The 12,579-nt window shown below is 53.1% G+C and carries 14 protein-coding genes and 2 tRNA genes; 6 read left to right on the top strand and 10 right to left on the bottom strand.

What is annotated here, in order from left to right:
* Window positions 1-53 precede the first annotated feature (53 nt).
* A complete protein-coding gene (tsaD, locus tag AB5Y50_RS01725) occupies window positions 54-1,067 on the bottom strand; it encodes a tRNA (adenosine(37)-N6)-threonylcarbamoyltransferase complex transferase subunit TsaD (RefSeq protein ID WP_041213897.1) in 1,014 nt (337 codons plus the stop codon).
* Window positions 1,068-1,246: 179 nt separating this feature from the next.
* Between tsaD and rpsU the strand changes: the two genes are divergently transcribed.
* From rpsU to AB5Y50_RS01700, 5 genes are all read left to right on the top strand, one after another.
* A complete protein-coding gene (gene rpsU / locus AB5Y50_RS01720) occupies window positions 1,247-1,462 on the top strand; it encodes a 30S ribosomal protein S21 (RefSeq protein WP_005309452.1) in 216 nt (71 codons plus the stop codon).
* 15 nt (window positions 1,463-1,477) lie between these two features.
* Window positions 1,478-1,921: a GatB/YqeY domain-containing protein gene (locus tag AB5Y50_RS01715; RefSeq protein WP_010675618.1), complete on the top strand. Its 444-nt coding sequence runs from the start codon at window positions 1,478-1,480 to the stop codon at window positions 1,919-1,921.
* Between the two features lie 89 nt (window positions 1,922-2,010).
* Entirely contained in the window at window positions 2,011-3,798 is a 1,788-nt protein-coding gene (gene dnaG / locus AB5Y50_RS01710) for a DNA primase (protein WP_049636101.1), read from the top strand.
* Window positions 3,799-3,981: 183 nt separating this feature from the next.
* Window positions 3,982-5,877 (top strand): RNA polymerase sigma factor RpoD, encoded by a 1,896-nt coding sequence (rpoD, locus tag AB5Y50_RS01705; protein ID WP_263639565.1) that lies wholly within the window; start codon window positions 3,982-3,984, stop codon window positions 5,875-5,877.
* A 194-nt stretch (window positions 5,878-6,071) separates the two neighbouring features.
* Window positions 6,072-6,148, top strand: a tRNA-Ile gene (locus AB5Y50_RS01700).
* Window positions 6,149-6,576: 428 nt separating this feature from the next.
* Here the strand turns inward: AB5Y50_RS01700 and AB5Y50_RS01695 are convergent.
* From AB5Y50_RS01695 to AB5Y50_RS01660, 8 genes are all read right to left on the bottom strand, one after another.
* Window positions 6,577-7,008: a hypothetical protein gene (locus AB5Y50_RS01695; RefSeq protein WP_201890257.1), complete on the bottom strand. Its 432-nt coding sequence runs from the start codon at window positions 7,006-7,008 to the stop codon at window positions 6,577-6,579.
* Window positions 7,008-7,382 carry a hypothetical protein gene (locus AB5Y50_RS01690; RefSeq protein ID WP_319896288.1) on the bottom strand — a complete coding sequence of 125 codons (375 nt, stop codon included), beginning with the start codon at window positions 7,380-7,382 and terminating at the stop codon, window positions 7,008-7,010. Before AB5Y50_RS01690 ends, AB5Y50_RS01695 begins: the two co-directional genes overlap by 1 nt.
* A 225-nt stretch (window positions 7,383-7,607) precedes the next feature.
* Complete coding sequence (locus AB5Y50_RS01685) at window positions 7,608-7,961, bottom strand: hypothetical protein (protein ID WP_113995470.1); 354 nt, start codon at window positions 7,959-7,961, stop codon at window positions 7,608-7,610.
* 205 nt (window positions 7,962-8,166) lie between these two features.
* Window positions 8,167-8,430, bottom strand: coding sequence for a recombinase family protein (locus tag AB5Y50_RS01680; protein ID WP_187590645.1), 264 nt, complete (start codon window positions 8,428-8,430; stop codon window positions 8,167-8,169).
* Between the two features lie 76 nt (window positions 8,431-8,506).
* Window positions 8,507-8,866 (bottom strand): helix-turn-helix domain-containing protein, encoded by a 360-nt coding sequence (locus tag AB5Y50_RS01675; protein WP_042864147.1) that lies wholly within the window; start codon window positions 8,864-8,866, stop codon window positions 8,507-8,509.
* A gap of 867 nt (window positions 8,867-9,733) precedes the next feature.
* On the bottom strand, window positions 9,734-10,018 hold the full coding sequence (locus AB5Y50_RS01670; protein WP_113995944.1) for a hypothetical protein: 285 nt from the start codon (window positions 10,016-10,018) through the stop codon (window positions 9,734-9,736).
* A 37-nt stretch (window positions 10,019-10,055) separates the two neighbouring features.
* Window positions 10,056-10,334, bottom strand: coding sequence for a hypothetical protein (locus AB5Y50_RS01665; protein WP_133295853.1), 279 nt, complete (start codon window positions 10,332-10,334; stop codon window positions 10,056-10,058).
* Window positions 10,335-10,484: 150 nt separating this feature from the next.
* A complete protein-coding gene (locus tag AB5Y50_RS01660) occupies window positions 10,485-11,786 on the bottom strand; it encodes a tyrosine-type recombinase/integrase (RefSeq protein ID WP_368162395.1) in 1,302 nt (433 codons plus the stop codon).
* A gap of 168 nt (window positions 11,787-11,954) precedes the next feature.
* Here AB5Y50_RS01660 and AB5Y50_RS01655 point away from each other — a divergent pair.
* A tRNA-Ile gene (locus tag AB5Y50_RS01655) sits at window positions 11,955-12,031 on the top strand.
* A 47-nt stretch (window positions 12,032-12,078) separates the two neighbouring features.
* Here AB5Y50_RS01655 and AB5Y50_RS01650 read toward each other — a convergent pair.
* Window positions 12,079-12,549: a tetratricopeptide repeat protein gene (locus tag AB5Y50_RS01650; RefSeq protein WP_049636100.1), complete on the bottom strand. Its 471-nt coding sequence runs from the start codon at window positions 12,547-12,549 to the stop codon at window positions 12,079-12,081.
* Window positions 12,550-12,579: the final 30 nt, after the last annotated feature.

Below are 12,579 nucleotides of genomic sequence, written 5' to 3'. Positions count from 1 at the left end.
CAAGATGAAAAAGGGGCCGCAGGCCCCTTTCTTTTTGTCGTGGATCGTCAGGATCACACCGGATCCAGGGTATCCAGCGGCCAGCGCGGCACGGCCTTGACGACCAGGGGTTCGAAGACTCCCGCCTTAAGGCGTTGCATGCCTGCATAGGCGATCATGGCGCCGTTGTCGGTGCAGTATTCGGTGCGCGGGTAGAAGACTTCACCTTTGAGGCTCTCCATCAGCTCGGCCAGCTGGGCGCGCAGATGACGGTTGGCGCTGACGCCGCCTGCCACGACCAGACGATTGAGACCGGTCTCTTTCAGGGCACGACGGCACTTGATGGCCAGGGTGTCGACCACTGCATCCTCAAACGCCCGGGCGATGTCGGCACGGGTCTGCTCGTCGTCGCCATTGGCTGCTATGGTATTGGCGGCAAAGGTCTTGAGGCCGGAGAAGCTCATGTCGAGCCCGGGACGGTCGGTCATGGGACGCGGGAAGGTAAAGCGTCCAGTGGTGCCCTTTTCTGCCAGCCGGGAGAGCAGCGGACCACCGGGGTAGTCCAGACCCATCAGCTTGGCGGTCTTGTCGAACGCCTCACCGGCGGCATCGTCGATCGATTCGCCCAGCAACTGGTAGCTGCCGATGCCATCGACCCGAACCAGCATGGAGTGCCCGCCGGAAACCAAGAGCGCCACGAAGGGGAACTCGGGGGCCTTCTCTTCCAGCATGGGGGCCAGCAGGTGACCTTCCATGTGGTGTACGGCGATGGCCGGCTTGTCCCAGGCCATGGCCAGCGAGCGGCCTATGGTCGCCCCGACCAGGATGGCGCCAACCAGACCTGGCCCCGCGGTATAGGCGATGCCATCGATGTCATCCTTGCCAAGTCCGGCCTCTTTCAAGGCGGCCTGGATCAAGGGGATCGTCTTGCGTACATGGTCCCGGCTGGCGAGCTCGGGAACGACGCCGCCGTAGTCCGCATGCAGCTTGACCTGGCTGTACAACTGGTGGGAAAGGATCCCTTTTTGATCATCGAAGATCGCGATCCCGGTTTCGTCACAGGATGTCTCTATGCCCAATACACGCATTGCTAAAAAATTTCACTGCTAAAATGAGACGGCTATGGTAACCTTCGCGGGTTTTTTAAACCAGAGCGATCTCTGCGGGTTTACTTTCATTCCCTGTCCAGAGTATAATTTCGCACCATTTTAAGACATGCTGATCGATTGAAGGTCAGCTAACAATTTATCACTGAGGTGAAAGGCACATGCCAGTAATCAAAGTCCGTGAAAATGAGCCGTTTGACGTTGCTCTGCGTCGCTTCAAGCGTTCTTGCGAAAAGGCCGGTATCCTGTCCGAAGTTCGTAGCCGTGAGTTCTACGAGAAGCCGACTACCATTCGCAAGCGCGCCAAAGCGTCCGCTGTCAAGCGTCACGCCAAGAAGCTGTCCCGCGAAAACGCACGTCGTATCCGCCTGTACTAATCAAGGGATCATGCCGTGTCTCTGAAGGATCAACTCAAGGATCAGCAAAAGCTCGCCATGCTTGCCAAAGACAAGCCTCGGTTGGGTGCTATCCGCTTGTTGATGGCAGAAATCAAGCAGCGTGAAGTCGATACCCGTGTCGAGCTCAATGATGAAGAGATCCTCGCTGTCGTGACCAAAATGGTCAAACAGCGTCGCGATTCCATCAGCCAGTTTGAAGCTGCCGGTCGCCAGGATCTCGCCGACAAAGAGTCCGCCGAGATCGTTGTGCTGCAGGAGTTCCTGCCACAACAGCTGACCGCAGACGAAATTGCCGCCCTGATCGAGCAAGCCATCACTGAAAGTGGTGCTGCCGTCATGGCTGACATGGGTAAAGTCATGGCTGTCTTGAAGCCAAAAATTCAGGGGCGTGCCGATGTCGGCGCCGTCAGTGCTCAGGTGAAAACCCGCTTGGCGTAACAGGCAACTCTCTTGTTTGGTCGAAGAAGCCGTGCTTCCCACTGGAATGCGCGGCTTTTTTATTTCCTATGCAATGAAACAGGACGGTTATGGCTGGCAGGATCCCGCAATCCTTTATCGATGATCTGCTCGTACGCACGGACATAGTCGAGTTGATCGACTCCCGTGTGCGGTTGAAGAAAGCCGGTAAGAACTACCAGGCTTGCTGCCCTTTTCATAACGAAAAAAGCCCCTCCTTTACCGTCAGCCAGGAGAAGCAGTTCTATCACTGTTTCGGTTGTGGTGCCCACGGCAATGCCATCGGCTTTGTCATGGAGTACGACGGCCTGGAATTCCCCGATGCCATCGAAGAGCTGGCAAGCCTGCACGGTATGCAGGTCCCCCGTGAGCAAACGGCGAGTGGATCAAGCCATAGCCAACCAGCCGTCAGCAAGGATCTGTTCGAGCTGATGAACCAGATTGCGCGCTTCTACGAGAGCAATCTCAAGAACGCGCCTCAGGCGGTGGAGTATCTGAAAGGCCGGGGCCTGACTGGCGAGGTGGTCAAGCGCTTCAACATCGGTTATGCCCCTGGGGACTGGGATCAGGTGCGTCGCCGCTTTGGCGCCAGTAGGGATCACGAACAACTGCTGATTTCGGGCGGTATGCTGATCCCCCGTGACAGCGGCCCGGGCAGCTACGATCGTTTCCGCGATCGCATCATGTTTCCGATCCGGGACAAACGCGGTCGGGTCATCGGCTTCGGTGGCCGAGTGCTGGGGGATGGCACGCCCAAGTACCTGAACTCCCCCGAAACCCCCATCTTCCACAAGGGGCGAGAGCTGTTCGGCCTTTATGAGGTCAAGCAGGCACACAAGGATCCGCGCCGGATCCTTGTGGTGGAAGGCTACATGGATGTGGTGGCGCTCGGCCAGTACGACATCGACTATGCGGTGGCGGCACTGGGGACTGCGACCACCAGCGATCACATCCACACCCTGTTCCGTACCACGGCAGAGGTGGTCTGTTGCTACGACGGCGACAACGCCGGTCGGGAAGCGGCCTGGCGGGCGCTCGATAACGCGCTCTCCCACCTGCAGGACGGCCGTGAACTCAAGTTCGTCTTTTTGCCGGATGGCGAGGATCCCGACTCGCTGGTACGCCAGATCGGCAAGGAGGGGTTCGAAGCGCTGCTCGACAAGGCCCAGTCGTTTGCGGATTTCATGTTCGAACGCCTCGGGCGCGATGCGGCTCTTTCCGGTGAGGCAGGCAAGTTTGAAGTGGCCAACAAGGCCGCCGAGCTGATTCGTCGGGTACCGGAAGGTTTCACTCGCGAGGGGTTGATTACCCGACTTTCCAGCATGATGCGCTGGGGAGAAAACAAGCAGCGGATTGCCGAGCTGTTTGCCCGCAACAGCCAGCCCAAGGCGGAAGTTAACAAACCCAAGGCGACCAAACTGACGCCGATCCGCAGGGCTCTGGCCCTGATGGTGCAGTATCCGGCGATCACCGCCGAGCTGCCGGCCATGCCCGAGTTGGCCGGGCTGCGCCTGCAGGGGATCCCTTTCCTGCTGCAACTGCACCAGCAGATCCTGATCCAGCCGGGAGTGACAACGGGTATCCTGCTGGAGCATTGGCGCGGCACAAAAGAGGGAGAAATACTTGCCCAGCTGGCGATGCATGACCTGTTTGAAGAGGTAAAGCTCGACCAGGAGCCCGATATTCTGGGAGAATTGCAGGATACCTTTGTCGGTTTCATCAACCTTTTCCTGAAGCAACGGATCGAAGAATTGCAGGCCAAGGTGGCGCAGGAAGGGCTAAGCTCTGAAGAAACTCAGGAGCTGATGATGCTGATCAGAGAGGTGCAGATTGAGAAAAGAAATGAGAGTGGGGCTTGATATTTGAGTGAGCAGTCCCAATATGAATAGCGTTGCCCGAATCGACGGGATTGAAAGCAAACACTTTATAACCACCTGGCCCCGACAACACTGCGGGCAGGGGTTTCTCATGACCGACGCCGCAACCAGACATAGCATGTCTGGCGGTTTTCTATTAGAATTGGCTATTTGCGCAGCAGCGCACTGTACGCGCAACCTAGCAACACCAACCGGATGAGTTCTATGGAGCAAACCCCGCAGTCTCAGCTTAAACTCCTCGTTGCCAAAGGTAAAGAACAGGGCTACCTGACCTATGCCGAGGTGAACGATCACCTCCCGCAAGACATTGTCGATTCAGACCAGATCGAAGACATCATCCAGATGATCAACGATATGGGCATTCAAGTGGTTGAAAACGCTCCGGATGCCGATGACCTTATCATGGCTGAAGGTGGTACCGCCGATGAGGACGCTGCCGAAGCAGCGGCCCAGGCTCTGGCATCTGTTGAATCTGAGATTGGTCGCACGACCGATCCCGTCCGCATGTACATGCGGGAAATGGGTACCGTCGAACTGCTGACCCGCGAAGGCGAGATCGACATCGCCAAGCGGATCGAAGACGGTATCAACCAGGTACAAAGCTCCGTCGCCGAGTACCCTGAAGCCATCACCTATCTGCTCGAACAGTACGACAAGTACGAAGCCGAGCAGCTTCGCCTGTCCGACATCATCTCCGGCTTCATCGATCCGAACGAAGTGGATGACGTGGCGCCGACCGCCACTCATATCGGCTCCGAGCTCAGCGAGGACGACCTCGCCGACGAAGACGAAGACGAAGATGAGGACGAAGACGAAGACGGTGACAACTCCGACGATGACGGCGACGGTGGCCCGGATCCGGAAGTCGCTCGCGAGAAATTCGGCGAACTGCGTGCCCAGTACGAGGTGACTCGTCTCTCCATTCAGCAGAATGGTCGTGCCCACGACGACACCCAGAATGCCATCGCCCAGCTGGCCGATGTCTTCCGTCAATTCCGCCTGATGCCCAAGCAGTTCGATCGCCTGGTCAACAATATGCGGGAGATGATGGAGCGTGTCCGCGTGCAGGAACGCATCATCATGAAGCTCTGCGTTGAGCAGGCCAAGATGCCGAAGAAGACCTTCGTCGCGGCCTTCACCAACAACGAGTGCGAAACTGCCTGGTTCGAATACCAGAAGCAGGCCGGCAAGGCGTGGTCTCCCCGTCTGCTCGAGATGGACGAAGAAGTACTGCGTTCCATCGGCAAGCTGCAGCAGATCGAAGAAGAGACCGGTCTGTCCATCGCCCAGATCAAGGATATCAACCGCCGCATGAGCATTGGTGAGGCCAAAGCCCGCCGTGCGAAGAAAGAGATGGTTGAGGCCAACCTGCGTCTGGTTATCTCCATCGCCAAGAAGTACACCAACCGCGGTCTGCAGTTCCTGGATCTGATCCAGGAGGGCAACATCGGTCTGATGAAGGCGGTCGACAAGTTCGAATATCGTCGCGGCTACAAGTTCTCGACCTATGCCACCTGGTGGATCCGTCAGGCCATTACCCGCTCCATCGCGGATCAGGCCCGTACTATCCGTATCCCGGTGCACATGATCGAGACCATCAACAAGCTCAACCGCATCTCCCGCCAGATGCTGCAGGAGATGGGTCGTGAACCGAACCCGGAAGAGCTGGCCATGCGCATGGGCATGCCGGAAGACAAGATCCGCAAGGTACTGAAAATCGCCAAGGAGCCCATCTCCATGGAGACGCCCATCGGTGATGACGAAGACTCCCACTTGGGCGACTTCATCGAAGATACCACCCTGGCTCTGCCAGCGGATGCGGCCACCAGCGAGAGCCTGCGCAACGCGACCCGCGAAGTGCTGGCCGGGCTGACCGCACGGGAAGCCAAGGTACTGCGCATGCGCTTCGGTATCGACATGAACACCGACCACACCCTCGAGGAAGTGGGCAAGCAGTTCGACGTCACCCGTGAGCGTATCCGTCAGATCGAAGCCAAGGCCCTGCGCAAACTGCGCCATCCGAGCCGCTCGGAAGTGCTGCGCAGCTTCCTGGACGAGTAGTCCCGGGTTCTGTCAGCCTGACATTGCAACAAAAAGCCCCGCCATGCGGGGCTTTGTTTTATCCGTGCTGGCATGGGCGTGAAGAGGGGTCATGGAACCGCTTGAATATGGATGAAATCTCGCCAAGTGGTTGATCTGACTATGGACGGGGTATCCGCCATCCCCTATAATCCACGCCGCTAACCAGCATCAATGGCCCCTTAGCTCAGTTGGTCAGAGCAGTCGACTCATAATCGATTGGTCGTGGGTTCAAGTCCCCCAGGGGCCACCATTTTCAGACAAGGCGTAGCAGGTTAGTAACTGCTGCGCCTTTTCTATTTCTGGTGTTTTGAAGTGTACTTGTGAGTGTACTTAGCTAACTGCTAGGGACGGAATGATGACGGCATTCCAAGCCCTATCAATTGCCCAGTGATGGGTTGACACAATGACAGTGGTTTTAGGGGACAGGAAGAAAAGCTGTGCGGGGAGTGCAGAGAGGTATCGTCGATTTGCTGGGGGAATTGCATGGAGGGGAGCAGGGGGTAAGGGGGGTCTTCTTATATATGCAATGAGGCTTGAAAAAATCTCACAGAAAATATGACAAATGGCCCCCTCTGCAAGAGTCAATACAACCCCATGAGCATACTGGCTATAGGGGATAGTAATCAGATGGGGGCTGCATGTCTTGAGAGGCGTGAGGGGTAAAGTACCTCTCCTCTATCACCGGATTACTTCATCTTTCACGGCTTCATAGTAGGAATAGTGGGAGTGTCGAGCGCATAAGGGGCAAGAAATCCGCTCCTCTTGCCAATCTCTCTTCTGAATGAGCGTTACGCCCTTACAAGCTGGACACCGATGGTTGATATTCAGCGCCCTTAGTTCTTCTTGGCGTTCACTGTCAACATTCAGAAAGGCCAAATCAAGCGCCCCTTGTAGCGAACGAGTATCGGTATAGACACCATCACACAAAGCCATATCAAAGCCTTTAAGTTTGGGTGGCGTAATGCGGTAGCTAGAGCCTTTACGCTCAATGACAATGCCCTTGTAAGAGAATCTAGTAATTTCTGATTTGTATTCATGGAAACGGACAGGCTTATCAGCCTGCCCTCCGAACTTGTAATTTGCAGCCTTTGGCGTCTTGATGAGGGACATTAACCACCTCTCAACTTCTTGAAAAAGTCTACGGCGTCCTGAGTGTTGTTAAGCGGATTTGGCTTATAGCCAGCTTTCACACGTCTAGCCCGTTCCCATTGATTCCATTGTTTGGTTGTCCAATTGGGATTAGCTAATTCATCCCCTGTAAACTCCGTTTGTTGAATAGGATCTGAGAAACCATGTTTACGCATGGCGTCAGTCTTAAGAGAGCGCATGTATTCAATGTGCTCTTTAGACCCTGCACCAATACCAAGGGCTTTCATGCTCTTACTAACTTTAGAGACATCGCCTTGAGCCTCTTGAATGATGGCTGCAAGCTGATCATCACTGATTGATTCATCTTGAAACAGGTCTTTGATTTGTTCATTCATCTTTATTTTCTCCGAAAGGAATTGGGTGCCCAGGTGAAAGGGGCGTCAATGTCATAGTTTTTGAATTTTGAATAATCGCGGTAGTGGTCACAGTGGGTTACAGCAACCCGTTTGCGTGTGTTAAGAAAACACCACATAGTAGAGTCCTACTTTGCTAAAAATGGCTGTTTTAAGCCTTGATATACAAGGGCTAGAGAGGAAGTGGCACAGGGGGGAGGTACTACCCTACAGGGTAGGGGGAGTGGCACTGATAAGCTCGTTACGCAATCGGTGATAGGTACGTTTAGAGATGCCGTATTTGGTATGTAATACGGAATGGGAACAACCTAGCTTTATTTCTTGCTCTAACTCGGGGGTACGCTGGTAACGCATCCCTTTCGATTTATTCAATTGCTCTTGCTTGGTAAGCAAGGATTCATTGATTGCCTCTGAGAGAGCGTAGGTATCAGTGACTAGCATTCGGCTGTAAAGGCTGGTCGGCCTGATGCCTGCAATAATCTTGATGATACCATTTGCGCTTTGGCGCTCTACGCATACCGCCCTATCTTGTTGGTTGTAATAGACATGATAGAGGTTCATACAGTAACAACCTCATCGCCAACTACAACCGTGACGCCTTGGGACGAGACGGTATTGCTAATCTCTCGCATAGCCAAGCTTATGTAAGGCTCTGGAATTTCTTTATGGCTTACAGCATTTTCCAAACTGCCCGCCAGTAAAACTGTCTCTCCTGCTCGCTGACGCTCAATTGCACAGCATCGGCCATATTTGTCTAAATGCGTTGTTATTGTTCTTTGCTGCATTCTTCTTCCGCTCCAACAGTATGGACGCCTAGATTCTTGAGGAGGGTACGTACACTCTCACGAGTGAAGGGCTTACCTCGTTGGGTTAGATAACCTTTCGCATTCAGTGCTGAAGCCAAAGCCTTGTATCCGTAACCAAACGCCAAGAGCTCTTGCACTGGCTCTAGCAGCTTAGTGAAGTAGGTTGCATTGGCCGCCTCTTTGGCAGTGTTGAATTGTTCATGGGTAGAGTTGTATCGTTGCATTGTCGTTACCTATTGGATTATAAAAATTGAAATCATGTGGGTTAAATAGACTACAAGGGGATATAAAAATAGGATTTTACCAGTCATCTAGATCATCCTCCCAAGCATCCTCTTTGACTTCCTGCGCTGCCGATACTGGCGTCAGCTTGTCTAGGTTAAGGATTAAAATTCGTGTTCGCTTGTTAGCGTCAGGATCAAACTTTGTCTGCCGCTCAATGAGGCCCATTGCCTCCAGCCTTACCAAAGCTCGGATAATTGCCCGTTCAGATAGCCCGGTCTGAGCCGCCAACAGGCTATTCGTGGGCCAACAACGAGCGCACTTATCCCGCTCTAGGTTAATGAAGGTGGAGATAACCAGCAGGGTGATCTGTTCGGAGGCGGTAAGATCTTTAGGAAGGTTGCGTAGAATCTTGGTTGTAATTTCTAGTTGCGTCATCACTTATATGTGATCCTCTCTTTTTATTGGCTAAGTCCTTTAGAATCAGGTCCACGATGTAGCGCGTTGCCTTTACACCTTCTGGTAAATGCTTGGCCAGCTCATTGGCGCAAAAGGCAGGTATCTTGACCCGAAGGCCATTTTCTTGGGAATACATTATCTCATTACCTCTATCTTGATTTGGAACGGGCAAGAGCCAACTTACTTGCGTAAGCAGGCTAATTTCAATAGCTTCTATATACTTATACTGGTGCTATAGGTGGTTTTACGACAACTATTTTTAATAGTCAGGTGGGGAATAGAGGGAAATCTCTTGTGTTATCCCCCCCAAAAAAATTTGAGGAATGGAAGGGGCTATAGCCCAGAGTAAGCTTGACGGTGGCTCTTTCTCTTACTTGAGAAGTAATGGATGATACCATTTGTAATTTGGGGGCTAGCTCTAAGTGCAAGGGGGAGTGACAAATTGTCAGGGGGGGGGGTGACAAATTGTACCTAATAACAGATAAGTATAACAAATAATATAAAGATTATTATAGGTGACAAAATGTCACCCTCTTGTGCCGAAGGCGTTATAGTGGATTACTGGAGATATGTGCCTCAGGCCGGCAGGGCCAAGCTAAAGAAGACGCCTAAAGGAAAGAGAGAAAAGACAAACCCCTTCCCCTGTCCTTGTAGCCCTTGGCTACTAGCTACTTACTGTGTGGATTTCTTCCCTTCTTTTTGGCGTATCTTTTACTCTTTGCCGAAGGCGTTAGTCTGCGCTATTCACGTATCTAATAGAGTGTCACTAGGCGTAGCCTATGGATTCAACGGGTAATCCTCTAAATCCCATCAGGGATGATTATAGACACCTTCCTGTGTGGCTAATTAATCAGCATTACTTTCTGCAATCACACACAAACGCCCTTTTGTTTGGATCAATATGCGTCTAGGCTTACCACTATCCAATATTCCCCAGACACCAACTAACTCGATTCTATCGTCATAAACCCTGATATCCCGCCCTTCAAAGCTGTAGTGCCCACCTTCTGATTCACATTGGACTTCACCTTTCTCAAAATTTGGATAGAACTTGAAAAGGAATGGACCTGCCACCAAGATCAGCAACACAACAATGATCGCGATGAAGGAGACCTTTCTATAAAAATCCACGTTACCTCCTGTTGAAGCGTAAAATTATGCTGCACCATTACTTACCTTGATTAAGGTATTGGGTAATAATCTGGGCGTTAAGATAGAATTCTGAGATGTCACTTTCCCTAGGCTCATTCAAGATTTGTGCATTCAAGAATGCATCTGAGTTGATAACAGCCTCAAACTGTTTACTCACCTTTAGATACTCTATAGCGCTGTCAGCATACCTGCTACAAGCATCGCCATTGCTTTTCTTAACACCTGAGTTTATCAATGCTAGGCATTCCCTGCCCTGTATATTGGCAACTGTTAGCTTTGCGGTGAAGGGCGTCATATCAATCACCTCCTCAGAGGCCACTGTAGCTGTACTCAGGACAAATAAGATCGGTAATATGCGCATTATCCGGTAATCCCCCATTGATTTGCATCAGCTATGCCAGCCTTAACATGGCGATAACTAATCAGCATAGTAACGCCTTTGGCGTCAGGAAGATAACCCACGCCCCCCGAAGTTAACGGAAATCACAGTATCCGCTGCCAGATCCAACAACCGCCGCTCCCATAGCTCCAAGGCTCGCCGCTTTTCTGGAAGATACTCATAGCGGTCATAGTGTTTACTGGATACGTCATTCAGGGCGTGGTTCTGTAGGCGGTCGCGCAGATCTTTGGCTATGCCCAGCTCGCCCATCAGAGTTTTACAGGTTCGGCGGAAATCACGGGGGATAAAGTGCGCCATCTCGGCGCGTTTGCGGTAACGATCAATCGCTTGGCTAAGTGAGGCCATCGGCATTGGTTCGCTCGGCTTGGTGGCGTGGGCAAAGATAAAGGGACTATCCCCCGTTGCCGCTTGCTGCTCTCTCAACACCCGCAAGGCGCTATCAGTGAGTGGGATCAAGTGAGGGCGGCCATTCTTGGAAAGCTCGGCGGTAATCGTCAGGGTTTTGGCTTCCCAGTCGATACTTGCCCAGCGTGAGGCGGCCAGCTCATAAGGGCGTTGGCCACCCGTGAAGAAACAAAGCCGGATCAGGCTACGCAGGGTCAAGCCTAGGCTAGTGGACTGCTCCATATCATCAAGCAATTTGCGAGCCTCTGCCCACGTCAGAAAGCGTTCCCCGACACGCTCGGCGGCCTTTTGCTTGGGTATGGCAGCCACCGGATTAAGCACCAAGCCAAATTTGGCATCGTCTATAAAATTGGCGGGGTCGTTGTCATGCTTGAGGCCGTAATTAAACGCCGCCATCAGGTAACTTCTGACACGATTGGATTGGGTATCAGCACCACGGCGAATCATATGCGCCAGGATCACTTTGATGTCGTGCGGGGTCACGTCCTTGGCTTTGGTCGTGGGTTTGATCACTGGATAGGTTTCTTTCTCCAAAGCCACCAATACAGCCTCATGGGTGCGCTTCCCGTCCTTCTTCATCTGCTCGGTATAGCTTTTGAATAACTGCTCAATGGTTCCTTGCTGCTCACGCTCCCGCTTTTCTTGCTCCCGCTCCTTTGCTTGACGAGCCAGCTCATCTTTGGGGTCTAGGCCATCACGGATCATCTGGCCAAACGCCTTGGCCTTTTCGCGGGCATCAGCAAGGCTGAGGTTTGGGAAGCTACCAAGCGGTATAAATGCCCACTTCCCATCTCGCCTATAGCGAAACGTCAGGGTCTTTGTGCCGCTAGGGAATACCTGTACCCCTAATCTCCCTTCTCCTCGGGTACGATTGTCGTCAGTCTGAAAATATGGGTTCCTTTTCGCGGGTAGCGCGTTTACTTCACTGTGAGTCAATGGCATTGGATGGCAAACCTCGCTAAGTGCACTTCGATATTTTCAAAGTGTACTTGCAAGTGTACTTGGAGTGAAGCTACCAGATACGACTTGAGGCCAAGCAATATGAGGGAAATGATGCAAGTTACTGATATTATAGCAATAATTTAATCCACGCCGCTAACCAGCATCAATGGCCCCTTAGCTCAGTTGGTCAGAGCAGTCGACTCATAATCGATTGGTCGTGGGTTCAAGTCCCCCAGGGGCCACCATTTTCAGAAAAAGCCGCTCTTTTGAGCGGCTTTGTCGTTTCTGGCGTTCACCAGCGTCTGTCCAGATCCTCGGCATAGAGCGCCATGGCGCGCCGGTAGGGAAGCAGGGCGGGATCCGTGGTGGTGGTCGCGAGGATCCCCAGCAGCGTCTCCATCCCCTCCTTGCTGCGCCCTAGGTTGTAGCAGGTCATGGCGCGAAACACCTTGAACTCCACGGCATCGGGGAAGCGGGCCAGGGCCTCGTCAAAGGTGGCCAGCGCCTCGGCATGACGGCCCGTGGTGCGATAGGAGCTGCCAAGTCCAAGCAGGGCCCCGCGCAGCGACGCCTCGCCAAGCCCCAGCGACACGGCCTTCTGATAGAGCGGAATGGCCTCGGCCTCTCGCCCCAGCATGTCGTGCAGTCCGGCCACTTCGTAATGCAGCTCGGCGTGGGCCGGGTGCGCGATGAGTTGCAGCAGACCGTGCTGACGGGCTTCCTCGATCCGTCCCTCGGCCTTGAGGGTGTTCAACTGTTTCATATGTGCTCCTGCATGGGGATGAAGGATCAG

The organism is Aeromonas sp. s6 (genome assembly GCF_040907815.1).
Classification (GTDB): domain Bacteria; phylum Pseudomonadota; class Gammaproteobacteria; order Enterobacterales; family Aeromonadaceae; genus Aeromonas; species Aeromonas caviae.
The sequence above is the reverse complement of the archived record's forward strand: the minus strand, read 5'-3'. Positions and strand labels throughout refer to the sequence as shown.